21 protein-coding genes are annotated in these 25,633 nt (G+C 46.3%); 18 read left to right on the top strand and 3 right to left on the bottom strand.

Annotated elements, in window-relative coordinates; genetic code table 11:
* The first annotated feature begins 87 nt into the window (after positions 1-87).
* The 7 genes from BUB85_RS09400 to BUB85_RS09430 all read left to right on the top strand — a co-directional run bounded on the left by BUB85_RS09400 (position 88) and on the right by BUB85_RS09430 (position 7,551).
* Positions 88-1,740 carry a putative manganese-dependent inorganic diphosphatase gene (locus tag BUB85_RS09400; protein WP_073109112.1) on the top strand — a complete coding sequence of 551 codons (1,653 nt, stop codon included), beginning with the start codon at positions 88-90 and terminating at the stop codon, positions 1,738-1,740.
* Positions 1,741-1,759: 19 nt separating this feature from the next.
* Positions 1,760-2,338, top strand: coding sequence for a flavin reductase family protein (locus tag BUB85_RS09405; protein WP_073109115.1), 579 nt, complete (start codon positions 1,760-1,762; stop codon positions 2,336-2,338).
* Between the two features lie 576 nt (positions 2,339-2,914).
* Positions 2,915-4,075: a recombinase RecA gene (recA, locus tag BUB85_RS09410; RefSeq protein ID WP_073109117.1), complete on the top strand. Its 1,161-nt coding sequence runs from the start codon at positions 2,915-2,917 to the stop codon at positions 4,073-4,075.
* A gap of 1 nt (position 4,076) precedes the next feature.
* Complete coding sequence (locus BUB85_RS09415; protein ID WP_073109119.1) at positions 4,077-4,691, top strand: regulatory protein RecX; 615 nt, start codon at positions 4,077-4,079, stop codon at positions 4,689-4,691.
* 101 nt (positions 4,692-4,792) lie between these two features.
* Positions 4,793-6,337, top strand: coding sequence for a ribonuclease Y (rny, locus tag BUB85_RS09420; protein WP_330392275.1), 1,545 nt, complete (start codon positions 4,793-4,795; stop codon positions 6,335-6,337).
* 86 nt (positions 6,338-6,423) lie between these two features.
* Positions 6,424-6,960 (top strand): NUDIX hydrolase, encoded by a 537-nt coding sequence (locus tag BUB85_RS09425; protein ID WP_073109124.1) that lies wholly within the window; start codon positions 6,424-6,426, stop codon positions 6,958-6,960.
* A gap of 63 nt (positions 6,961-7,023) precedes the next feature.
* Positions 7,024-7,551: a stage II sporulation protein M gene (locus BUB85_RS09430; protein ID WP_073109128.1), complete on the top strand. Its 528-nt coding sequence runs from the start codon at positions 7,024-7,026 to the stop codon at positions 7,549-7,551.
* Here BUB85_RS09430 and BUB85_RS09435 read toward each other — a convergent pair.
* Positions 7,546-8,862 (bottom strand): oligosaccharide flippase family protein, encoded by a 1,317-nt coding sequence (locus BUB85_RS09435; RefSeq protein ID WP_073109131.1) that lies wholly within the window; start codon positions 8,860-8,862, stop codon positions 7,546-7,548. The genes BUB85_RS09430 and BUB85_RS09435 overlap by 6 nt on opposite strands.
* Positions 8,863-9,089: 227 nt before the next feature.
* On the opposite strand from BUB85_RS09435, the gene BUB85_RS09440 reads away from it, so the two are divergent.
* From BUB85_RS09440 to gpmI, 9 genes are all read left to right on the top strand, one after another.
* Positions 9,090-9,557, top strand: a complete 468-nt coding sequence (locus BUB85_RS09440; protein WP_073109180.1) for an RrF2 family transcriptional regulator — start codon at positions 9,090-9,092, stop codon at positions 9,555-9,557.
* A gap of 133 nt (positions 9,558-9,690) precedes the next feature.
* Complete coding sequence (nifS, locus tag BUB85_RS09445; RefSeq protein ID WP_073109134.1) at positions 9,691-10,875, top strand: cysteine desulfurase NifS; 1,185 nt, start codon at positions 9,691-9,693, stop codon at positions 10,873-10,875.
* 15 nt (positions 10,876-10,890) lie between these two features.
* Positions 10,891-11,334: a Fe-S cluster assembly scaffold protein NifU gene (gene nifU / locus BUB85_RS09450; protein ID WP_073109137.1), complete on the top strand. Its 444-nt coding sequence runs from the start codon at positions 10,891-10,893 to the stop codon at positions 11,332-11,334.
* A complete protein-coding gene (gene mnmA / locus BUB85_RS09455) occupies positions 11,335-12,453 on the top strand; it encodes a tRNA 2-thiouridine(34) synthase MnmA (protein ID WP_084533982.1) in 1,119 nt (372 codons plus the stop codon).
* The gene (locus BUB85_RS09460; RefSeq protein WP_073109140.1) at positions 12,450-13,262 is read left to right on the top strand and encodes a histidinol-phosphatase HisJ family protein; all 813 of its coding nucleotides are present in this window, start codon (positions 12,450-12,452) and stop codon (positions 13,260-13,262) included. Before mnmA ends, BUB85_RS09460 begins: the two co-directional genes overlap by 4 nt.
* 138 nt (positions 13,263-13,400) lie before the next feature.
* Positions 13,401-14,414 (top strand): type I glyceraldehyde-3-phosphate dehydrogenase, encoded by a 1,014-nt coding sequence (gene gap / locus BUB85_RS09465; RefSeq protein ID WP_073109143.1) that lies wholly within the window; start codon positions 13,401-13,403, stop codon positions 14,412-14,414.
* A 139-nt stretch (positions 14,415-14,553) separates the two neighbouring features.
* Positions 14,554-15,747, top strand: coding sequence for a phosphoglycerate kinase (locus BUB85_RS09470; RefSeq protein WP_073109146.1), 1,194 nt, complete (start codon positions 14,554-14,556; stop codon positions 15,745-15,747).
* Between the two features lie 87 nt (positions 15,748-15,834).
* The gene (gene tpiA / locus BUB85_RS09475) at positions 15,835-16,584 is read left to right on the top strand and encodes a triose-phosphate isomerase (RefSeq protein WP_073109149.1); all 750 of its coding nucleotides are present in this window, start codon (positions 15,835-15,837) and stop codon (positions 16,582-16,584) included.
* A 111-nt stretch (positions 16,585-16,695) separates the two neighbouring features.
* Positions 16,696-18,234, top strand: a complete 1,539-nt coding sequence (gene gpmI, locus BUB85_RS09480; protein WP_073109151.1) for a 2,3-bisphosphoglycerate-independent phosphoglycerate mutase — start codon at positions 16,696-16,698, stop codon at positions 18,232-18,234.
* A gap of 74 nt (positions 18,235-18,308) precedes the next feature.
* Here gpmI and BUB85_RS09485 read toward each other — a convergent pair whose 3' ends face one another.
* Entirely contained in the window at positions 18,309-22,556 is a 4,248-nt protein-coding gene (locus BUB85_RS09485; RefSeq protein ID WP_073109154.1) for a 2-hydroxyacyl-CoA dehydratase, read from the bottom strand.
* A gap of 312 nt (positions 22,557-22,868) precedes the next feature.
* Between BUB85_RS09485 and BUB85_RS09490 the strand changes: the two genes are divergently transcribed.
* Both BUB85_RS09490 and pyk read left to right on the top strand, forming a co-directional pair.
* Positions 22,869-23,717 (top strand): hypothetical protein, encoded by an 849-nt coding sequence (locus BUB85_RS09490; RefSeq protein ID WP_073109183.1) that lies wholly within the window; start codon positions 22,869-22,871, stop codon positions 23,715-23,717.
* Positions 23,718-23,751: 34 nt separating this feature from the next.
* On the top strand, positions 23,752-25,194 hold the full coding sequence (pyk, locus tag BUB85_RS09495) for a pyruvate kinase (RefSeq protein ID WP_073109157.1): 1,443 nt from the start codon (positions 23,752-23,754) through the stop codon (positions 25,192-25,194).
* Positions 25,195-25,346: 152 nt separating this feature from the next.
* Here the strand turns inward: pyk and BUB85_RS09500 are convergent.
* The coding region (locus BUB85_RS09500) for an IS66 family transposase (protein WP_143160693.1) at positions 25,347-25,633 on the bottom strand (287 nt) is incomplete at its 5' end.

The following is a 25,633-nucleotide window of genomic DNA, read 5'->3' on the forward strand; positions in this document are numbered from 1 at the left end:
AAATTGTGTCGACGAAATAAGAAAAAAATGGTAATCTTATCTGTGGAAGCTAAAAATCCATTATGAAATGAAAAGGTTGTGAACTAAATGGTGAATCAAAAAAATAAAAGAAAAGTGTACGTTGTCGGCCACAAGAACCCGGATACAGATTCTATCTGTTCGGCAATTGCGTATGCAGCTTTAAAAACAAAAATGACAGGTATTAAGCATGAGGCGAGAAGAGCCGGTCTGGTGAATGAGGAGACACAGTACGTTTTAAAGCGTTTTGGCGTCAAGGCACCGACGCTGCTGTCGGATCTGCGCACGCAGGTGAAAGACGTGGACATCAGGGAACTGGAGGGGCTGCAGGGAAGTATCTCCATCAAGTCGGCTTGGGAACAGATGAAACAGATTAATCTGAACACACTTCCCATTACACGGAACAATAAACTGGAAGGGCTGATTACGGTAGGTGATATCGCTACCTCTTACATGAATGTGTATGACAGCGCAATTCTCTGTAAGGCAAGAACACAGTACCGCAATATTGCAAGTACGATTGACGGCGAAATCATCAGCGGAAATCCACACGGATATCTGCTGGATGGCAAAGTGGTAATGGCGACATCAAGCCCGGTCGGTATGAAAGAATTTATAAAGGAAAATGATCTGGTGATTCTAGGGAATCGTGAAGAGAGTCATCTCTGTGCGATTGAACTGAATGTGAGCTGTATGGTTATATGCCAGAATACGGAAATATCAGAATTGATCAAAAGGCTTGCAGAGGAACGGCAGATTGTCATCATCAAGACGCCTCACGATTCATTTACCACGTCGAGACTGATCAACCAGAGTATTCCGGTAAAGTATTTTATGACGAAGGAGGGCATCTTCAGCTTCAGCATGAACGACTATGTGGATGATGTAAAAGATGTTATGGCCAAGAAAAAGTTCCGTGATTTCCCGATTCTTGACAGCAAAGGGAATTTTCAGGGGTTCATCTCCAGACGGCGTCTTCTGAATGTCCGGAAGAAACAGGTGATTCTTGTGGATCATAATGAGAAAAATCAGGCGGTTGACGGCATTGATGAAGCGGAGGTTCTTGAAATCATCGACCATCACAGACTGAGCAGCATTGAGACAATCGGTCCTGTGTTTTTTCGGAATCAGCCGGTGGGGTGTACCGCGACAATCATCAGCCAGATATACCATGAAAACGGGATCGAGATAGATGAGACAACGGCGGCGCTGCTGTGTTCGGCGATTGTATCGGACACGCTGATGTTCCGATCGCCAACCTGTACTCCGCTGGATGAGGAGACCGCAAAAGAACTGGCAGCGGCAGCGGGGGTGGATATCGAGGAACTCGCGCTGGAGATGTTCAATGCGGGAAGCAATCTTCGCGGAAAGAGTGCGGAGGAAATCTGTTTCCTGGACTTCAAGCAGTTCAGAGTCGGCGACAAAAATGTGGGAGTGGGGCAGGTGAACTCCATGAATGCCGACGAGTTAAAGGAAATCAAGAAAACGGTGGAGCCGTATCTGGAAAATGCAGCCAGATCCCACAGTCTGGAGATGATCTTCTTTATGCTCACAAATATCATCACAGAGTCAACGGAACTGCTCTGCTTTGGACCAAGTGCAAAAGAAGAGATGCTGCTCGCCTATGACCTGCCGCTGGATTCAGAAGAGGTGGTGCTCAAGGGTGTGGTATCGCGTAAGAAACAGCTTGTACCGACGCTGGTGGTTGCGCTGCAGCAGTAAGCGGCGGAGGGAGAACGACATGGGAAAACAATTATGGAAACCGGGCAATATGGTCTATCCGCTTCCGGCGGCGATGGTCAGTGCAGGAGATGACAAGGGCAGTACCAATATCCTGACAGTCGCATGGACGGGAACGGTGTGCACCAATCCGCCGATGCTTTATATTTCGGTCAGGCCGGAGCGGTATTCTTATCATATGATCAAAGAATCCGGTGAATTTGTGGTGAATCTTACCACGGAGAAGCTCGCGTATGCGACAGATTACTGCGGCGTGCGATCCGGGCGGGATGTTGATAAATGGAAAGAGATGAATCTGACGAGAGGGAAGGCGGCACACCTTAAGTACGCACCGATTATCGAGGAGAGCCCTGTTAATATCGAGTGCAGAGTCACCGAAATCAAAGAGCTGGGATCGCATCATATGTTTTTGGCGGAGGTGGCCGGGGTGCAGGTCAGCGACGAATATATGAATGAGACCAATAAATTCGAACTCAATTCTACGGGCTTGCTGGCGTATTCCCACGGGGAATATCTGAGCCTGGGAGAACCGTTGGGAACATTCGGATACAGTGTGAAAAAGAAAAGAACAACACGATAGAGCAGATGCCGGCGGGGATTCCCCGCTGGCATCTGTGCTGTCGTGCGTGTTATCATGTGTGCTGTTATTTGTGCTACCGTGCGCGTTATCGTGGGTGCTGTCATGTGCACTGTTGCGCGAGTTGCCTTGCGTGCTGTTATGTGTGTTATTGTGCATGCTGCCGTACGTGTGTTGCGGGAACAGGTTCAGCATAACTTACAGACTCGGCACAGGAAATAGAAATAATATGTTGCTTTTTTTAATGGGAGAACCTATAATAAAAGCACGGATAATCTAAAAAAGCAATTCAGCTTATTATCTCAGACCGAATCGGTCACAATTTCAGAAACAGATTTGAATGAATGAAGAGAATGAAAATATAGAAGAGAGGCGATGTGTATGATTGAATGAGAAATGGAATCATAGGGAAGAGGTGAAGCAGATTTCAAGATTTTAATTCACCGATGTACTGTTTATAGTGCATGTAAAAATGCATAATAGAATTTGAAAAAAGTTGTTGACATTTAACAACGTATATAATACTATATTAATCAAGAGGCGAACAACTGTTCGGAAACCGAGAAGGAGAATACAATTATGGCAAGTGATGATAAGCAGAAAGCATTGGACGCAGCGATTTCAAAGCTGGAGAAGGATTTTGGTAAAGGTACGGTCATGAAACTGGGGGATTCCAGGGTGAATATCGGAGTGGAGACGATTCCGACGGGGTGTCTCAGTCTGGACCTGGCACTGGGACTCGGAGGCGTTCCCAAGGGGCGTGTGATCGAGGTATACGGACCGGAGTCAAGTGGTAAGACAACGGTAGCACTGCACATGATTGCGGAGGCACAGAAGAGAGGCGGCATCGCAGGATTCATCGATGCAGAGCATGCGCTGGATCCTGTTTACGCGAAGAATATCGGGGTGGATACAGACGAACTGTATATTTCCCAGCCGGACAGTGGAGATCAGGCACTGGAGATTGCTGAGACGATGGTTCGTTCCGGCGCGATTGATATCATTGTCATCGACTCTGTGGCAGCACTGGTTCCACGGCAGGAGATTGAGGGCGACATGGGAGACAGCCATGTGGGTCTGCAGGCTCGTCTAATGTCGCAGGCGCTTCGTAAGCTGACACCAGTCATCAGCAAGTCCAACTGTGTGGTGATCTTTATCAATCAGCTGAGAGAGAAAGTCGGAATCATGTTTGGTAATCCAGAGACTACGACCGGTGGGCGTGCACTCAAGTTTTATGCGTCTATCCGTCTCGATGTCAGAAGGATTGAGACACTGAAGCAGAGCGGTGAGATGGTCGGCAACAGAACAAGAATCAAAGTGGTTAAGAATAAGATTGCACCGCCGTTTAAGGAGGCTGAGTTTGATATCATGTTCGGAAAAGGGATCTCAAAAGAAGGAGATATCCTGGATCTGGCAGCGAGTCTGGATCTGATCAACAAGAGTGGTGCGTGGTATGCATACAATGGTGATAAGATCGGCCAGGGACGTGAGAATGCCAAGTCCTACCTTGGGGAGCATCCGGAGGTGATGGATGAACTGGAGGCTGCCATCCGCAGGCATTTCGGCCTGGACGGAGGCGAAGCGGAGCCGGTACAGGCAGAAAAACCGGCACGCAAAACCACAGCAAAGAGCGCGAAAGAGGCGGCAAAATCACCGGTGGCATTAAAAGCGGACGCAGCAAAGGCTGATGACACAAAGGCAGGCGCAGCAAAGACAGATGCCGGGGAAGAAGGAAAATAAGATGCAGGTCACAAAGATTGAACCGGTGACAAAATCAAAATATAAAGTATTTGTGGATGAACAGTTCGCTTTTGTATTATACAAGGGCGAACTTTCTCGCTATCATATCCGGGCAGAGGAGGAACTGGAAGAATCCCTTTTTTATAAAATAAAAAACGAAGTCATTTTAAAAAGGGCAAAGCTTCGGGCGATGCATCTGCTGAATGACATGGACCGGACAGAGTCGGCACTTCGGACGAAATTGAAACTGGGTCTCTACACGGAGGACATCATCGACCAGGCTGTGCAGTATGTAAAGTCATTTGGATATATTGATGACTACCGCTACGCGGTTCATTTTATTGACATAAAAAAAGACAGCAAGAGCAGGAGAGAAATTTACGCAGCTCTTGTGCAGAAGGGTGTGGCCTCGGAATCTATCGACCTGGCGTTCGAGGAAACTTACGATACAGGCGGTGAACAGCAGGCAATCCGGGAGATTATCAGGAAACGAAGAGTGGATTTATCCGCTGCAGATGAGGGCGAAATCAGAAAATTATATGGATATCTGGCCAGAAAGGGCTTTAAATACGACGACATTCGTCAAGTGGTACAATATTATAATGAGAATGCTTGACATAATTGTTAAAACAGTATAAAATTTAAGTGTTGTATTTGGGCGGTTTGCCAAGAAGATGTACAATGAAAATTTAATAAGGAGGTGCTCCTGTGCCAATAATGATTAGTATTGTTATTGCTGTAGCCCTCGCGTTGATAGTCGGTGTTATCACTCACTTTTTAACGGTTTCCAGTCTGAAGAGTAATGCAGAATCTAAAATCGGAAATGCCGAGACAAAAGCAAGAGAGATTATCGACGACGCAGTGAAGACTGCTGAGACGACGAAAAAAGAAGGACTGTTAACCGTTCAGGAAGAGTCCATCAAAGCCAAGAGCGAGCTCGAAAAAGAAACAAAAGAAAGAAGAGCTGAGGTATCACGCTATGAAAAGCGCGTGCTGTCAAAAGAAGAGTCCTTGGACAAGAAGTCGGAAGCAATCGAACAACGCGAAGCAAAATTTGCTCAGAAGGAAGATCAACTGAAGCAAAAAGAGGCTAGAGTAGAAGAATTAAGTCAAAAAAGAGTGCAGGAACTTGAACGAATCTCAGGACTAACCTCCGAACAGGCAAAAGAATATTTGTTGAAAACTGTTGAAGAAGATGTAAAACATGACACTGCAAAGATGATCAAGACATTGGAGATGCAGGCGAAGGAAGATGCGGACAAAAAGGCAAAAGAATATGTTGTCACCGCAATTCAGCGCTGTGCTGCTGATCATGTGGCTGAGACTACAATCTCAGTTGTGCAGTTGCCAAGTGATGAAATGAAAGGAAGAATCATCGGCAGAGAGGGTAGAAATATCCGTACTCTGGAGACGATGACCGGGGTGGAACTCATTATTGATGACACACCGGAGGCTGTCGTTTTATCAGGCTTTGACCCGATCAGAAGAGAAGTGGCAAGAATTGCACTTGAGCGATTGATCGTAGATGGACGTATCCATCCTGCGAGAATCGAGGAGATGGTCGAGAAAGCACAAAAAGAAGTTGAAACCATGATCCGTGAAGAAGGAGAGGCTGCGGCACTTGAAGTTGGTGTTCCGGGAATCCATCCGGAGTTAATTCGACTTTTAGGTCGTATGAAGTTCAGAACAAGTTATGGTCAGAATGCATTGAAGCATTCCATCGAGGTTGCTCAGTTGTCAGGACTTCTGGCTGCTGAGATAGGGCTGGATGTCAGAATGGCGAAGAGAGCCGGTCTGTTACACGACATCGGTAAGTCAATTGACCATGATGTAGAAGGCTCACATATTCAGATTGGTGTCGACCTTTGTAGAAAATACAAAGAGTCAGCAACCGTTATCAACGCGGTTGAATCGCATCACGGCGACGTAGAACCTCAGACATTGATTGCGTGCGTGGTTCAGGCTGCGGACACAATTTCAGCTGCACGACCAGGTGCGAGAAGAGAAACATTAGAAACATACACAAACAGATTAAAACAATTAGAAGATATTGCCAACCAGTTTAAAGGGGTTGATAAGTCTTTTGCTATTCAGGCAGGTAGAGAGATTCGAGTTATGGTAGTTCCAGAGCAAGTATCAGATGCAGATATGGTTATTATGGCCAGAGATATTTCAAAACAGATTGAATTTGAATTGGAATATCCGGGACAGATTAAGGTCAATGTAATCCGTGAATCGCGGGTTTCAGACTACGCAAAATAATCAGGCAGGATACGAAAATGAAAGTTATGCCCTTGTCTTATGACAAGGGCTTTTCTTTATATCAAAAAACGGAAGGAAGAGAGCAAATGGAAGAACGGGCAAAAAGAATAGATCGTAAGTTAAAATGCAAAGGTAACATTGTGAACCTATATGATGACACTATCCAACTGCCAACAGGGGAGATCGTTCATTATGATTTTTTAAATCACAACGGAGCGACAGCAGTTGTTCCGGTCATGGACGACGGAAGGATCCTGATGGTGCGACAGTTTCGAAATGCAATTGACAGGGAGACGCTGGAGATTCCGGCAGGAAAACTGGATGATATAGAGGAATCTGGGATGGATTGTGCAAAGCGGGAGTTGGAGGAGGAGACCGGTTACAAAAGTGACCACCTGGAGCTGCTGATTACATTGCGGACATGGCTTGCGTTCTGCAATGAGAAGATTGAGGTGTTTGTGGCAACAAATCTGATCGTGTCCCATCAGAATCTTGACGAGGATGAGTTTATAGATGTCTGTGCATATACGATGGAGGAATTAGAAAAAAAGATATTTGATGGTGAGATCGAAGATGCAAAAACAATCGCCGCACTGATGGCTTACAAATCCAAATATCGATAAGCATGCAGTAAAATGCCGGGGCATATACTTGTAATATCATGGAAGAGTGATTGGAGGATTACTATGAATGTATTACGGGCAAGATGGCATTTTCTGCTTTATTTTATTCTGGGATTTCTGGTGGGGATTATTTATCTGAATATGTTTGCGAGTCAGTATCTGAATCAGTCCACACTGTTTTCACCGTATTATATCGAGCAGTATCAGAATCTGAAGATGGATCAGCAGGAATATCTGCTTCATATATTACAGCTGAGAATACTGCCGTTTCTGTTTCTTGTGGTAGCGGGGTACACCAGGTTCGGAAAGATTGCGGCGGCAGTGGAGCTAGTGTGGTGTGGCTTTTCCTTTGGCTTCGTGGTGTCGAGCGTGATTATGAGCATGGGGATCAGAGGAATACCATTTATTCTGATTGCGCTGTTCCCACAGTTTCTGTTTTATATTGCCGCATATCTGCTCCTGCTTTTTAATATTTATTACACAAAAGCTTTTCAGTGGAACTATTCAAAAATTACGGTAACAGCGCTGCTGCTTGGTTTGGGAGTATTGTCAGAGGGGTATCTGAATCCCCTCTTTATGGGGATATTATGACATAATACGTTTTGTCACGGTGGCGGAGAGCATACAGATGACAAACTGGCTGATCAGTAGTCCAATCAGATAACCATGGATTCCACAGATAGGGATGAGCAGAAAGATGCTGATGATCCGGATTATGATTCCAGCCATATTAATCAGAAAAGTGAGTGTAGTCTTTCCGAAACCGTTGATGACACTAATCAATGTTGTATTAAGATAAAGGAAGGGACAGATCCAGGCGAGCGTGAGGATGAAATCACCCGCCAGAGCGCTGTGAAAAAGCAAGGTCCCCAGAAACTTCCCGAATATCAAAAAAAGAAGTCCGCAGAGGACACCAAGACCAAAGCAGCAGAACAAAATCTTTTTGACGAAGTTCTGCTGCTTTTTTTGCACCGGTTCTACGGACATTTCTGCAACGGTGGGTGTCATCAGAAGAGATACTGCGTTGGTGACCGCGGAGGGAAAGAGGACACAGGGCAGTGCCATTCCGGTGAGAACCCCATAGATGCTCAGTGCCTGGGCGGCATCACAGCCGGCAGCCCGGAGCTGGAGCGGGATGGAGAACGCCTCAATGCTCTGCAGTACGTTGAGCAGAACCCGGTTGGCCGTCAGTGGCGAAGCAATTTGCAATAATTCTGAGGTGCGCGATTTCACAATGGAAAATGAAAATGCGGAGCTGGATAGAATCCCCCAATCCTTTTTCAGATAGGCGATGGCACTGGCTGATGCAACCATTTCCCCGAGAATGATGCCGAAAACGGCTACGGATATGTTTAATCGAATGCCCTCTGCGGTTGCCAGAAGATAGATAAAAAGTACGGATACAATGCGCATGATCTGTTCCAGGAGCTGGGAAAAGGCAGGAAATCTTGTCTGCTTTAGCCCGAACGCATAGCCGCAGATACAGCTGTGTACGGCCGAGAAGGGGATGGCATACGCAAGCAGAATCAGAAGATCCTGACATCGCGGATCTCCGAGAAATCTTGTGGAGAGAAACGCTGCATTGGTCTTGATCAGAAACAGTGCAAGGAGAGAGAGAAGCAGCGAGATAAAGAGTCCGCACAATGTAATCTCCACAGAATCCTTTTTTCTTCCAGTGGAGGTCTTATATGCAACGAGCTGGGAGAGTGCAGTCTGGATTCCGGCTGAGGAAAACGAGATGCCCAGCACGAAAACCGGGAATGTCAGCTGATAAAGGCCGATCATTTCTTCACCGAAGACGCGACTTAAAAATATCCGGTAAAAAAAGCCCATAAAGCGGGTAGCAAAATTAACGAAAGTAAGCAGGAGCGTCCCTTTGAAAAAAGCACTTTTTTGATTCATGGCAATCCCCTGAAATAGTTTATTGTATTATATTCAATACACGGGGTTGACAGAACATAGGCGGAATGATATTCTAACAGTGTGTTGAAACCCTAGTAATTTTATAGGGTATGGAATGATAGGGTATGAAACAATAGGATATAAAATAGCAGGGTATGGATTCATGAGATACAGTTGAACAGGATATGAATGGTATCCACAGGATAGAAAGACAGGAGTGTGAAGAATTGAAATTATCAACAAAAGGAAGATACGGGCTTCGCGCACTGGTGGACCTGGCTCAGTACAGCGAGCAGGAACCGGTTTCAATCACGAGTATCGCTGCAAGGCAGGGCATTTCAGAACGGTATCTGGAGCAGCTCATGTGCCTGCTGAAAAAAGCGGGCCTGGTTCGAAGCATCCGCGGTGCAGGCGGGGGATATGTGCTCGATAAAGAGGCGGCAGATATCTCTGTAGGCGATGTTCTTAGAGCACTGGAGGGAAGTCTGGATCCGGTTGAGTGTTCCGGCCTCCACCCCAGTGAGGGGTGCAGGTCATCGGATGTGTGTGTCACAAAGTATGTCTGGCAGAAGATCAATGACAGCATCAATCACACAGTGGATGAAATCAAGCTGGATCAACTGGTTGCCGAGAGCAGGGAGCTCTGTGCCGGCACGAAGGATCAAACCATAATCTGTGAGAAGAAGACAAAATAAGTAGATGGAATAATCGACAAAAAAGCCGACAGCATCAACTTGCCGGGGGAATAACAACCGAAATAACCGGAGGCGGCAAATCACAGAGCATGCAGGGGGAAGAAACAGCAGTACAAATAGAAGGAGAAAACAAATGAGCAGATTGATATATCTTGACAATGCAGCAACAACAAAGACAGCACCGGAAGTGGTGGATGCAATGCTTCCATATTTTACGGAACATTTTGGAAATCCGTCCAGCATCTATAGCTTCGCAGCAGCGAACAAAGAGGTGATCGCGAAACAGCGTGAAACAATTGCGGATGCGCTCGGTGCGAAAGCAAATGAAATCTATTTTACAGCCGGTGGTTCCGAGTCGGACAACTGGGCACTGAAGGCGACAGCAGAAGCTTATGCTGCAAAAGGAAACCATATTATTACAAGCAAGATCGAACATCATGCGATCCTTCACACCTGTCAGTATTTAGAGACACGTGGATTTGAGGTGACGTACCTCGATGTGGACGAGGACGGTGTGGTGAAGCTGGAAGATCTTAAGGCAGCTATCCGGCCGACTACGATTCTGATCTCCATCATGTATGCCAACAATGAGATCGGAACGATTCAGCCAATCCGGGAGATCGGAGAAATCGCGAAAGAGCATGGAATTCTCTTTCATACAGATGCGGTGCAGGCCTTTGGACAGGTGCCGATTGATGTGGATGCATGTCATATCGACATGCTCAGTGCGAGCGGTCACAAGCTGAATGGACCGAAGGGAATTGGATTTTTGTATATCAGAACCGGCGTCAAGATCCGCTCCTTTGTCCATGGCGGTGCGCAGGAGCGCAAGCGCCGTGCCGGCACGGAAAATGTACCGGGAATTGTCGGACTGGGGACTGCGGTGGACCGCGCGGTGAGAACGATGAAAGAACGTACAGTCAAAGAGAGAGAATTGAGAGATTATCTGATCAAACGAATCTCGGAAGAAATTCCGTACTGCAGACTCAACGGGCATCCGACGGACAGACTTCCGAATAATGTGAACTTCAGTTTTCGGTTCGTGGAGGGAGAATCCATGCTGATCCGTCTGGATCTGCTCGGAATCTGTGCATCGAGTGGTTCCGCGTGTACATCCGGATCGCTGGATCCGTCTCATGTACTTCTGGCAATCGGTCTTCCGCACGAGATTGCACACGGCTCACTCAGGATGACCTTAAACGAAGAGATCACAAAAGAAGATATTGATTACGTGACAGACAATTTGAAAGAAATTGTAGCATTGATTCGAAGTATGTCACCATTATATGAAGATTTCATGAAAAAACAGGCGAAATAACAGGAGGATAAAATCATGTATACAGAAAAAGTAATGGATCATTTTCAGCATCCGAGAAATGTGGGAGAGATTGAGAATGCGAGTGGTGTAGGTACAGTTGGAAACGCAAAGTGCGGTGATATCATGAGAATATATCTGGATATCGACGAGAACCAGATTATCCGGGACTGCAAGTTCAAGACCTTTGGCTGCGGGGCCGCAATCGCTACCAGCAGCATGGCAACGGAACTGGTAAAAGGGAAGAACATCCGGGAGGCCATGGAAGTGACGAATAAAGCTGTAATGGAAGCACTTGACGGACTGCCGCCGGTCAAGGTACACTGTTCCTTGTTGGCAGAAGAAGCGATTCACGCTGCTCTCTGGGATTATGCGGAGAAGCATGACATCAAGATAGAAGGTCTGGTGAGACCGAAAAATGATATCCATGAGGGCGAGGAAGGCGAGGAAGAGGACTATTAGATGAAAACAGTAGTGGTGGGAATGTCAGGTGGAGTTGACTCCTCCGTTGCGGCGTATTTGCTGAAAAAACAAGGATTTCAGGTGATTGGTGTCACCATGCAGATCTGGCAGGATGAAGACCAGGTGACGCAGGAGGAGAACGGCGGGTGCTGCGGACTGAGCGCGGTGGATGATGCCAGAAGAGTGGCATCAGATCTGCAGATTCCATATTATGTCATGAATTTTAAAGAAGAATTTAAGACCAATGTGATCGATTATTTTGTGGAGGAATATCTGAATGGCAGAACCCCCAATCCGTGCATTGCGTGCAACCGCTATGTGAAGTGGGAGGCTCTGCTGCAGCGAAGTCTTGCCATCGGGGCGGACTATATCGCGACAGGCCATTACGCCCGGATCGAGAAGCTTCCAAATGGAAGATACACCATTGCCTGTTCCAAAACCTCGGCAAAGGACCAGACCTATGCGCTGTACAACCTGACACAGGAGCAATTGTCACGCACACTTATGCCGGTCGGAGAATACACCAAAGAAGAGATCCGTGAGATCGCGAAGGAGATTCATCTGCAGGTTGCAGGGAAACCGGACAGCCAGGATATCTGCTTCGTGCCGGATGGGGATTACGCGGCGTTTATCGAGGAATACAGTGACCGGAACATACCGGAGGGAAACTTCGTGCTGTCAGACGGTACTGTGCTGGGCCGGCATAAGGGCATCACTCATTACACGGTAGGACAGAGAAGAGGACTGGGACTGGCCCTTGGCTATCATGCATTTGTGTTGGAAATCCGTCCGGAGACCAATGAGGTTGTCCTGGGAACGAACGAAGAGCAGATGACCGATACCGTGCGAGCAAACCATCTGAATTTCATGGCGATGGGAGATTTAACAGAACCTTTACGTGTTTTTACAAAAATACGCTATAACCACCGTGGAGCATGGTGTACAATCGAAAAGTCCGGTGAAGATGAGGTCCTGTGCACGTTTGAACAGCCACAGCGCGCAGTGACTCCGGGACAGGCAGTCGTTTTTTATGCGGCAGAGGAACGGCCGAAGACGGAAGGCTCATCGGAGATGTACACAAGAGCAGAATATGTGATAGGCGGAGGAATTATTTTATGATAACAGCAGATTTTCATATGCATACCTCGTTTTCTTTAGACAGCGAGGCGGATCCACGGGATATGGTCGAGCGGGCGATCAGCCTCGGACTCAAAACCATATGCTTTACGGATCACAATGACAAGGATTATCCCATCCATGAAGGCGAGACCGGATTTGATCTTGATATTGACCGTTATATGAAGACGATGAGTGCACTGCAGGAGGAATACAAAGACAAGATCAGGATTCTGATCGGCGTTGAGATCGGACTTCAGGAACATCTGGCGCAGTATCATCATCAGTTTGTGATGGACCACCCGTTTGATTTTGTGATCGGATCCATGCATGTAGTCCATGGAATGGATCCATATTACGGAGAAATTTTCAAGACAAAAACAGATGAGGAAGTATACCGGGAAACGTTTCTTGCCACAATAGACAATATCCGTGATTTTATGGATTATGATGTGCTGGGACATATTGATTATGTCGTGCGCTACGGCAAAAATCAGGCGGCCGATTATTCATACCGGAAGTACGCAGATGAGATCGATGAGATTCTGAGAATCGTCATTGCAAACGGAAAAGGGATTGAATTGAATACAGCAGGATTGAAATACGGACTGGACTTCTGCCACCCGCATCCTGATGTACTGAAACGGTATCGGGAACTGGGCGGAGAAATCATCACAGTCGGCGCAGACGGGCATGCACCGGAGCATATCGCCTATGATTTTAACAAGGTGAGCGATATCCTGAAAGAGTGCGGATTTAAATATTACACAGAATTTTCTGCACGAAAGCCGTATTTTAAGCAACTTCCATAAAATATCAAAATAGACTTGAATTTTTGTTCTTGGTTTAGTACAATCATACGTAGTTGATGAATCTTTAACAAAGTTAAAGAAATATCAATAGGACTGTGTAACCAGTTAATATTATTTAAACTTTAGGAGGAATTTAACATGGCAGTAAAAGTAGCGATTAATGGATTTGGACGTATTGGACGTCTTGCATTCAGACAGATGTTTGGAGCAGAGGGTTATGAAGTAGTAGCAATCAACGATTTAACATCTCCAAAAATGTTAGCTCACTTATTAAAATATGACTCATCTCAGGGAAGATATGCCCTTTGCGATAAAGTTACAGCAGGTGATGACTCTATCACTGTTGATGGACAGACCATCAAAATCTACGCTGAAGCAGACGCAGCAAACCTTCCATGGGGAGACTTGAAAGTAGACGTTGTTCTTGAGTGTACAGGTTTCTATACATCCAAAGCAAAAGCAGAAGCTCATATCAAAGCAGGCGCTAGAAAAGTTGTTATCTCTGCACCAGCTGGAAACGATCTTCCTACAATCGTATTCAACACAAACCATGATATCTTAAAACCAGAAGATACTGTTATTTCAGCAGCATCCTGCACAACAAACTGCCTTGCACCAATGGCAGACGCTCTGAACAAATTAGCTCCAATCCAGTCTGGTATCATGAACACAATTCATGCATACACAGGAGATCAGATGACTCTTGACGGACCACAGAGAAAAGGTGATTTAAGAAGATCCCGCGCAGCTGCAGTAAATATCGTGCCTAACTCAACAGGTGCTGCAAAAGCAATCGGCCTTGTTATTCCTGAACTGAACGGTAAGTTAATCGGAGCTGCTCAGCGTGTTCCAACCCCTACAGGATCTACAACAATCTTAGTTGCAGTTGTTAAGGGTATTGTTACAGTTGAACAGATCAACGCAGCAATGAAAGCAGCAGCAAACGATTCTTACGGATATACAGAAGAAGAATTAGTATCAAGCGATATCGTTGGTATGAAATTCGGTTCTTTATTCGATGCAACACAGACAATGGCATCTCCAATGGAAGATGGCAATACACAGGTACAGGTAGTATCTTGGTATGACAATGAGAATTCTTACACAAGCCAGATGGTAAGAACAATCAAATATTTCTCTGAGTTAGCTTAGAACATTGGCGGGGCAGTTTCCGGGATTTGTGCTCGGATGCATCCTCATTAAAATTTTATGGCTTTAATGACTCACCAGGGGTCCGGTCTTTTTGGACCGGATCCCTTTTATTACCCAAATATCTTAAGGAGGCAATACTATGCTTAACAAAAAATCAGTAGATGATATTAATGTAAAAGGGAAAAAGGTTCTCTGCAGATGTGACTTCAACGTGCCGTTGATCGATGGAAAAATCACAGATGAGAATCGTCTTGTTGCAGCACTCCCTACAATCCAGAAATTAGTTGCAGACGGCGGAAAAGTAATTCTGTGCTCACACCTTGGAAAACCGAAGGGACAGCCATTACCAGAGCTTTCTCTCGCACCGGTTGCAGTCAGACTGTCAGAACTGCTTGGACAGGAAGTAAAATTTGCAGCGGATGATAATGTAGTAGGACCAAACGCAAAGGCTGCTGTTGAGGCAATGCAGGATGGAGACATCGTTCTTCTTGAAAACACACGCTACAGAGCAGAAGAGACAAAAAATGGCGAAGAGTTCAGCAAAGATCTCGCTTCTCTCTGCGATGTATTCGTTAATGATGCATTCGGAACCGCACATAGAGCACACTGCTCGAACGTAGGTGTAACACAGTTTGTTGACACTGCAGTTGTTGGATACCTGATGCAGAAAGAAATCGATTTCCTCGGAAATGCTGTAGACAATCCGGAGAGACCGTTCGTAGCAATTCTCGGTGGAGCAAAAGTTTCAAGTAAGATCTCCGTTATCGAGAACCTTCTTGAAAAAGTTGATACACTGATCATCGGTGGAGGTATGTCTTATACTTTCAGCAAAGCACTTGGCGGTGGCGTTGGTAACTCACTTCTCGAGGAAGACTTCTGCGATTATGCACTGAAGATGTTGGATAAGGCCAAAGAAAAAGGCGTTAAATTATTACTTCCAGTCGACAATATCGTTGCAGATGATTTCTCAAACGATGCACATACACAGATTGTGGGCCGCGGAGATATTCCGGATGGCTGGGAGGGTCTTGACATCGGACCTGAGACTGCAAAATTATATGCAGACGCAGTAAAGACAGCAAAGACCGTTGTATGGAACGGACCGATGGGATGCTTTGAGATGCCGAATTTCGCAGCAGGTACAGAGGCGGTAGCAAAAGCACTCTCTGAGACAGATGCAGTGACAATCATCGGTGGAGGTGATTCTGCAGCAGCAGTAAATCAGCTTGGATACGGTGACAAGATGACACATATCTCTACAGGCGGTGGAGCTTCCCTTGAATTTTTAGAGGGAAAAGAGCTTCCGGGTGTAGCGGCAGCAAACGATAAATAAACAGCATGAATTTTAGTTGTCAGGAAAATTCGTGAATCAGGTCTTATGTATTCGGACCACATAATATAAGAAAAGAGGATTTCGTAAATGGCTAGAAGAAAAATAGTTGCAGGTAACTGGAAGATGAACAAAACTCCAAGCGAGGCAGTTGCCCTGATTAATGAATTAAAACCATTGGTTGCCAATGATGATGTAGACGTAGTATTCTGCGTACCGGCTATCGATATCATTCCTGCAGTAGAAGCTGCTGAGGGAAGCAACATCTGCATCGGTGCAGAGAATATGCATTTTGAGGAGAGCGGAGCTTACACAGGAGAAATCTCTCCGGCTATGCTCACGGATGCAGGCGTAAAATACGTGGTACTTGGCCATTCAGAGAGAAGAGAATACTTTGCTGAGACAAGTGAGAGTGTTAACAAAAAAATGCTGAAAGCATTTGAGCATGGTTTGATTCCAATCATGTGCTGTGGAGAGACTCTTGAGCAGAGAGAGCAGGGCGTGACCATGGACTTTGTGCGTCAGCAGGTTAAGGTTGGTTTCCTTGGACTTACAGCAGAGCAGGCACAGACAGCAGTAATCGCTTATGAGCCAATCTGGGCTATCGGAACAGGAGAAGTTGCAACAACAGAGCAGGCTGAGGAAGTATGCTCAGGAATCCGTGCATGCATCGCTGAAATCTATGATGAAGCAACAGCAGAAGCTATCCGCATTCAGTACGGCGGATCTGTATCTGGCGAAAGTGCTCCTGAATTATTTGCACAGCCTGACATCGACGGTGGTCTTGTCGGCGGAGCTTCTTTAAAACCAGACTTTGGTAAGATCGTAAATTGCAAATAACAGGCTTACTAAAATGTGGAGGAGAAGCATCCTCCACATTTTTTAACCTTATCAGGGATAGAGTGCGGCGGATTACAAATATCCGCTTTGAATAAAAGGAGATAATAAAAAATGGCAAAAAAACCAACCGTATTAATGATACTTGATGGCTATGGTCTGAATCCAGAAACAAAGGGTAATGCTGTAGCTGAGGCAAACACACCGGTCATGGACAAACTGATGGCAGAGTGCCCGTTTGTACAGGGACAGGCAAGCGGACTTGCAGTCGGACTTCCAGAAGGACAGATGGGAAATTCTGAGGTAGGGCATCTCAACATGGGTGCCGGTCGTATTGTTTATCAGGACCTGACCAAGATTACAAAATCAATTCAGGATGGAGATTTCTTTGAGAATGAGGCATTGTTGGCAGCATGTAAAAATGTGAAGGAGAACGATTCTGCGCTGCATATGTTCGGTCTTGTTTCCGACGGTGGTGTGCACAGCCATATAGAGCACATTTACGGACTGTTGGAGCTTGCAAAACGTCAGGACATCAAAAAAGTATATCTACACTGCTTCCTGGACGGTCGTGACACACCACCGTCATCAGGTAAGGGATATGTTGAGCAGCTGACAGCAAAGATGAAAGAAATCGGCGTAGGCGAAGTTGCAAGCGTGATGGGGCGTTACTATGCAATGGACAGAGATAACCGCTGGGATCGTGTAGAATTAGCTTACAAGGCGATTGTCAAGGGGGAAGGCGAGAAGGCTGCAGATGGCCCGAGCGGCATCCAGGCATCTTACGATCAGGGCAAAACTGATGAGTTTGTTCTTCCGACCGTAATCGAAAAAGACGGTGCTCCGGTTGCAACAATTAAAGAGAATGATTCCGTGATTTTCTTTAACTTCAGACCTGACCGTGCAAGAGAAATCACCAGAACATTCTGTGATGATTCTTTTGAAGGATTTGACAGAGGCGACAGAGTAAAAACTACATTTGTCTGCTTTACAGATTATGATGTGACGATCCAGAATAAACAGGTTGCATTCTACAAGACAGAGATCAAGAACACATTTGGGGAATTTCTTGCAAACAACAATCTGACGCAGGCAAGAATCGCAGAGACAGAGAAATATGCACATGTTACCTTTTTCTTCAACGGCGGAGTGGAAGAGCCGAACAAAGGAGAGGACCGTATTCTTGTAAAATCACCGAAGGTTGCGACCTATGACCTGCAGCCGGAGATGAGTGCATACGAAGTGGATGACAAGCTGGTAGAGGCGATCAAATCCGACAAATACGATGTGATCATCATCAACTTTGCTAATCCAGATATGGTTGGACATACCGGAATTGAGACGGCTGCTATCGCTGCAGTGGAAGCGGTCGACAAGTGTGTGGAGAAGGCTGTAAACGCAATCAAAGAGGTGGACGGCCAGATGTTCATCTGTGCAGATCACGGCAATGCTGAGCAGCTGATCGACCCGGAGACAGGTGCTCCGTTTACCGCACATACCACAAATCCGGTTCCGTTTATTCTGGTGAATGCAGATCCATCCTGCAAACTGCGTGAGGGTGGCTGCCTTGCAGATATCGCACCGACACTGATCGAGATGATGGGTATGGAACAGCCGGAAGAGATGACAGGTAAATCTTTAATCATCAAATAAGATAAATTCCAGGTTTATCTTTTATGAACTAAATAAGAGTGAAGCAGCTGTTTCCAGTCGCTTCACTCTTATTTTTATGCCTGTTCTTCTAAATGTTTATTCGCAGTGGACAGCATCAGTTTGATACGGTTCAGCTGGTTTACTTCACTGGCACCCGGATCAAAATCGATTGCAACGATATTGGATTCCGGATGACGTCTTCTTAATTCTTTGATGACCCCCTTGCCCACAACATGGTTTGGCAGGCAGGCAAAAGGCTGGGTGCAGACGATGTTCGGCGCACCGGTATGGATCAGCTCCAACATCTCACCGGTCAAAAACCATCCTTCACCGGTCTGATTTCCAAGCGAAACAATGTCGGAGGCCATATCTGCAAGATTTTCAATGCGGGCCGGCGGATCAAAATGTCTGCTCGCCGCGAAGGCCTGGGTTGCCGGCTTACGCAGCCACTCGAGGGCTTTGATGCCGAGATTGCCGATGACAGCTGATGATCGCTTCATTCCGAGATGAGAGGCTTTAAAATTCTGGTTGTAGAAGCAGTACTGTAAAAAGTCCAGTAAGTCCGGAACCACGGCCTCAGCGCCTTCCTGCTCCAGCAGTTCGGCCAGATGATTGTTCGCCGCAGGGAGGAATTTGACAAGGATTTCGCCTACGATTCCAACACGTGGCTTCTTGATATCCAGCGTTTCCAGATTATCAAATTCTTCAATAATCTGTCTGCACATCTTGTTAAATGTACGCCTGGACGGATATCCGTCGGTGAGGAACACGATACATTTCTTTTTCCATTTTTCATGCAGCGCATTGGTGGATCCCGGAACAGCTTCGTACGGGCGCATGCGATACACACATTTCATGAAAATATCTCCAAACACGGCACCATAGACGCCGCGTACCGCGAGCATTGGCGTGAGCTTGAATCCCGGATTCTCTTCCAGACCACTCAGGTTGAGGGAGATTACAGGAATGTGTTCGTACCCGGCTTTTTTCAAGGCGCGGCGAATGAATCCAATATAGTTGGAAGCACGGCATCCACCGCCGGTCTGGCTCATGATGACCGCAGTTTTGTTCAGATCATACTTACCTGACAGGAGTGCGTCCATAATCTGTCCGACTACCATAAGAGATGGGTAGCAGGCATCATTGTTTACATATTTTAGGCCTACGTCCACCGCAGACTTGTTGTCATTTGGCAGCACCTCGAGATGATATCCGCTGGCGTTGAAGGCCGGCTCAATGAGTTCGAAATGAATCGGTGACATCTGCGGGCAGAGAATCGTGTAAGTCTCACGCATCTCCTTGGTAAATACAACCTTCTCGATGCTGGATGGGTGAATCACGCGCTCAGTTTTGCGGTCTTCACGGACACGGATCGCCGCGAGAAGAGAACGGACACGGATTCTGGCTGCTCCCAGGTTGTTGACCTCATCAATCTTGAGTGAGGTGTATATCTTATCAGAATTTGTGAGGATATCGGCCACACTGTCGGTTGTGACAGCGTCCAGGCCACATCCAAAGGAGTTTAACTGAATCAGATCCAGATTGTCCTTGGTCTTCACGTAATTCGCCGCGGCGTACAGCCGGGAATGGTACATCCACTGGTCCATGACAATCAGCGGCCGTTCCACCGGATGGAGATGTGAGACAGAATCCTCGGTCAGCACAGCGATGTTGTAGGAGTTAATCAGTTCCGGGATACCATGGTGCACTTCCGGATCGATGTGGTACGGACGGCCGGCGAGAACAATCCCGCGGTTTCCGGTTTCATCAAGAAAACGGATAGCCTCCTCACCTTTTGTGCGGATATCCTGACGGCAGGCTGCAAGTTCAGTCCAGGCAGTATTCACCGCCGATTTGATCTCGGAAGCCGGGATCTGGAACTTGGCGGACAGCTCCTGGATCAGACGGACAGACAACGTTTCTTCATCCTTAAAGGATAAAAACGGATTCATAAAATCAACGTTGCCGTCCACGATCGCATCCATATTATTCTTGATGTTTTCCGGGTAGGATGTCACAATCGGGCAGTTATAATGGTTGTTGGCATCCTCAAATTCCTGACGCTCATAAGGAATACAGGGATAAAAGATAAAGTTGATACCTTGCTTGATCAGCCATTCCACATGTCCGTGGGCAAGCTTGGCCGGATAGCATTCCGACTCGCTGGGAATGGACTCGATTCCCATCTCATAGATTTTTCTTGTTGAGGCAGGGGAGAGCACTACTTTGTAGCCGAGTTGGTTGAAAAATGTGAACCAGAACGGATAGTTCTCATACATATTCAGCACGCGTGGGATTCCAACGGTGCCGCGGTAAGCATCTTCATCACGGAGAGGTTCATAATCAAAATAACGATGCAGCTTATATTCAAACAGGTTCGGCAGTTTGTTTGTCGCTTTCTCTTTGCCGAGGCCACGCTCACAGCGGTTTCCGGAAACGTAGCGGCGGCCATCGCTGAATTTATTGACAGTCAGGCGGCAGGTGTTTGTGCAGCCTTTACATTTGGACATGGATGTAGAGTAGGTAAAGGCCTCAATATCCTCGATGGAGAGCATCGTTGTGCCCTCACAGTCGACGTAGCGCTCGCGGGCGATCAGTGCGGCACCGAAGGCACCCATGATTCCGGCGATATCCGGGCGGATAGCCTGACAGCCTGCAATGGTCTCAAAGCTGCGGAGGACCGCGTTGTTGTAGAAAGTACCACCCTGAACGACGATGTGCTCGCCGAGCTCAGAGGCATCAGATACCTTGATCACTTTGAACAGCGCATTTTTGATGACAGAGTAAGCGAGACCGGCAGAGATATCGGCAACCTCCGCGCCCTCTTTCTGCGCCTGCTTTACCTTGGAATTCATGAATACCGTACACCGTGTGCCGAGATCAATTGGATTCTTTGCGTACAAAGCTTCGTGCGCAAAATCCTCCACGCTGTAATTCAAAGATTTGGCAAAGGTTTCAATAAAGGAACCACACCCGGAAGAGCAGGCTTCGTTAAGCTGAACGCTGTCCACGGTCTGGTTTTTGATTTTGATGCATTTCATGTCCTGTCCGCCGATGTCGAGGATGCAGTCTACATCCGGTTCAAAGAAAGAGGCGGCATAGTAGTGTGACACGGTCTCAACCTCTCCCTCGTCAAGCAGGAGTGCAGCCTTAATCAGAGCCTCCCCGTAACCGGTTGAGCAGGAGTGCACGATTTCAACGTCCTCCGGGAGCTGGCTGTAGATGTCCTTGATTGCAGTGATTGTTGTCCCCAGCGGATCTCCGTCATTGCTGTGATAGAAAGAATAGAGCAGGGTTCCGTCCTCGCCGACCAGAGCTGCTTTTGTTGTCGTGGAACCGGCGTCAATTCCGAGAAAGGCTTTGCCCTTATACGTGGAAAGATCCTTTACCGGAACCTGATGCTTGTCGTGGCGCTCCTTGAACTCCCGGAAGTCTGCCTCGGTGGCAAACAACGGATCCATACGCTCTACCTCGAACTCCATCTTGATTTTCCCGGCCAGACGGTTCTGCATATCCTGAATCGGAACATTCAGATCCTTTTTTGAGTTTAAGGCAGATCCGATTGCTGCAAAAAGATGAGAGTGATAAGGAGCGATAATATGCTCGTCATCCAATTTTAATGTGCGGATAAAAGATTCCCGCAGCTCTGATAAAAAGTGAAGTGGTCCGCCGAGGAACGCAACGTGTCCTCGGATTGGCTTACCACAGGCAAGTCCGCTGATTGTCTGGTTCACAACCGCCTGGAAAATGGATGCCGCCAGATCTTCGCGGGTCGCCCCCTCGTTGATCAGCGGTTGAATATCAGATTTGGCAAATACACCACATCTTGCAGCGATGGAGTAGAGTGCCTTATAATTTTTCGCGTAGTCATTCAGACCGGAAGCATCCGTCTGGAGAAGCGAAGCCATCTGGTCGATAAAAGAGCCTGTTCCGCCGGCACAGACACCGTTCATCCGCTGCTCCACATTTCCACCTTCAAAATAGATGATCTTGGCATCCTCGCCGCCGAGTTCAATCGCAACATCCGTCTGCGGTGCATAATCCTGCAGTGCGGTGGAAACCGCGATGACCTCCTGCACGAAAGGAACCTCAAGATGCTTGGCGAGTGTGAGACCGCCGGATCCGGTGATCATCGGGGACACACGGATTGGACCGAGCTTATAGATTGCCCGGCCGAGCAGGTCAGATAACGTTTCCTGAATGTTGGCGAAATGCCGCTCATAATCTGAAAAAAGAATTTCATTCTCGTTATTTAAAATCGCAATCTTCACTGTGGTGGAGCCAATATCAATTCCCAGTGTATGTAATTCGTTTAAACTCATAGATATCTCCTTAATAAAATAAAGCCTGTTATGCCTTCATGAGGCCTCGGGCTTATAATCTGGTTGTGTTATATATATTTATAAACGGAGTGATTTCTTATTATAAAGAAAACTCGACACTGCATTACATTATACGACAAGAATGAAAAAAAGACAATAATCAAAAATGGTTAGATTTTTGTTAGATTCTTGTATGTTTTTGTGAAAATATAGTAAAGTATTTCGATTGAATTGACAAACCCAATCGGTGACGTTACAATGGTTGCATGTGTGGTGCAGATTATCACAGAACAAAATTTAAGGAGAAAATGTGTGAACTGGATTAGCAAGTTGGAAAAAAAGTTTGGAAGATATGCCATTCCGAATCTGATGTGGTATGTCATAATTTTATACGGGGTTGGTTTTGTGATCAATCTTGTCATGCCGGGTTTTTATATCCGCTATCTCTGTCTGAATGCGCAGGCGATTCTGCACGGGCAGATCTGGAGAATCGTAACGTTTCTGATTCAGCCACCGAGTGGAAGTATTATATTTATTGTATTCGTTCTTTACCTGTATTATATGATTGGTACGAGTCTGGAGCGGGCCTGGGGAGCTTTCCGGTTTAATCTGTATTTCTTTACCGGTGTTATTTTTCATGTGCTGGCTGCATTGGCCATTTATCTGATTACAGGAGAGGTAATGCTTCTCGGAACAGAATATCTGAATCTTTCGCTTTATTTTGCATTTGCAGTGCTCTATCCGGATGTGGAATTTTTATTATTTATGATTCTTCCGGTCAAGGTAAAGTATCTTGCGTGGGCAAGTGCAGCGTTGTTTGGTTTCGAGATCCTGCAGGGATTTCTGCCGACGTATGGCGATAAAGCAGGTTCTGTCGCAGCATTTGTCTCCATTTTAAATTTTCTGCTCTTTTATTTCTCATCCCGCAATTTCAAGGCACATTCGCCGAAAGAAATTCATCGGAGGAATGAGTATAAAAGATCAATTAAGATGGCAAAACGTTCCAATGTAAATGCACCGAACGGTGCAAAGCATTGTTGTGCCGTATGTGGGAGGACCGAGCTGGACGATCCGTCATTGGAATTTCGTTTCTGCTCGAAGTGCAGCGGCAACTATGAGTATTGTCAGGATCATTTGTTTACACACACACATGTGAAATAGATTGGCTATATGGTATTATCAGAAGGAGAGATGAATGAAAAAAACAAAGATTGTATGTACGATGGGACCTGGATGTGACGATAAAGCAATCATGAAAAAACTGGTTGAAAGCGGAATGGATATTGCAAGATTTAATTTTTCGCACGGAACATATGAAGAGCAGAAGGGCAGAATGGATCAGTTAAAGGCAATCCGTGAAGAAGCGAAGAAACCAATCGCAATCCTGCTCGACACAAAAGGACCTGAGATCCGTACAGGAGTATTGAAGGATGGAAAGAAGATTACTCTGACGGAGGGCAGCACATTTGCATTGACGACAACCGAGATGGAGGGAACTGAGGAAAAAGTTTCCATTACATATGACGGGCTTGTCAATGATGTAGAAGCCGGAAAACGTATTCTTATAGATGACGGACTGATTGAACTTGTTGTTGAGAGTAAGACAGAGACAGATATTGTCTGCAAGGTCAAGAATGGTGGAGAACTTGGAGAGCGTAAGGGAGTGAATGTGCCGAATGTTCCGGTCAGACTTCCGGCAATCACCGAGAAAGATAAAGAAGATATCAAGTTCGGTGCCGAGCAGGATGTCGATTTTATCGCAGCCTCTTTTGTTCGTAATGCAGAGTGTATTCTGGAAATCAAAGCGTTCCTGAGAGAGTGCAATGCACCGCTTATTCCGATTATTGCGAAGATCGAGAATGCAGAAGGAATTGAGAACATTGATGAGATTATTCGTGCGGCTGATGGAATCATGGTTGCCCGTGGAGATCTGGGGGTAGAGATTCCGCCAGAGGAGGTTCCGTACCTTCAGAAAATGATCATCAAAAAGTGTAATGATAACTTTAAACCGGTTATCACCGCGACACAGATGCTGGATTCCATGATCCGCAACCCGCGTCCGACAAGAGCCGAGGTGGGTGACGTTGCGAACGCAGTATATGACGGAACGGATGCTGTGATGCTGTCCGGCGAGACTGCTTCCGGCAAGTATCCGACAGAGGCACTCCGCATGATGGTTCACATTGTAAAAGATACCGAATCACATCTTGACTATGATATGCTCCTTGAGCAGGCTGGCAGCCACAAAACAAACAGCATCTCCAGCGCAATCGGATATTCATCCGTGGCGGCGGCAGATAACCTGAATGCAAAGTGTATTATCACACCTTCCGTGTCCGGAGCGACAGCGAGAGTTGTATCAAAATTTAAGCCGAGAGCTACGCTGATCGGTGTTTCCCCAAACGAGAGAACACTTCGCAGAATGCAGATATTCTGGGGTGTGATTCCGTTGAAATCGATTGAATTTGATACGACTGAGGACATCTGCAGCGCAGCGGTGGAGCTGGTCAGCGTCAAGCAGTATGCCGAAATCGGAGATATTGTTGTACTGACAGCTGGTATCCCTTCTCCAAATGTAAAGAAGGCAAAACAGGGTGTTAGCAATATGATGAGAATTGCGGTTGTTGAAGAAGAATAATCCGAGTGGCATGCGGTGATGCGCAGAGCGCGCTGCCGTGGTTTTCCGAGTTGGGTTAAGAAAAAAACAATGGTATGCTATTAAAAAACAGGATCAGTGATATGGGATGAGAGTCACCTATCATTGATCTTTTGTAACTGTTCAGAACTCCATTAGTTAAAGATGATATCGGAATTCCCTAAAAGGGCTTCTCTGATTGCTGTAAAAGCATTTATTCCATGCTTATGAGCAGTCCCAATATAGCTCATGATTGTAAGATATTCCTGTGCGCCTTCCTCACTGCGAAAACATCCTGAGACCTTGGTTTTAACCTTAATCATGCGCAAATCACGTTCCGCAAGGTTATTATCAAACGGAACACAGAGATTCTTTATAAATAAGCAGACTGATGCCTTGTAATTCACAAGTCTGTCAATTAGATTTAGTACCTTGGTCTTTT

The organism is Hespellia stercorisuis DSM 15480, from assembly GCF_900142165.1.
In the GTDB taxonomy this organism is placed as follows: domain Bacteria; phylum Bacillota; class Clostridia; order Lachnospirales; family Lachnospiraceae; genus Hespellia; species Hespellia stercorisuis.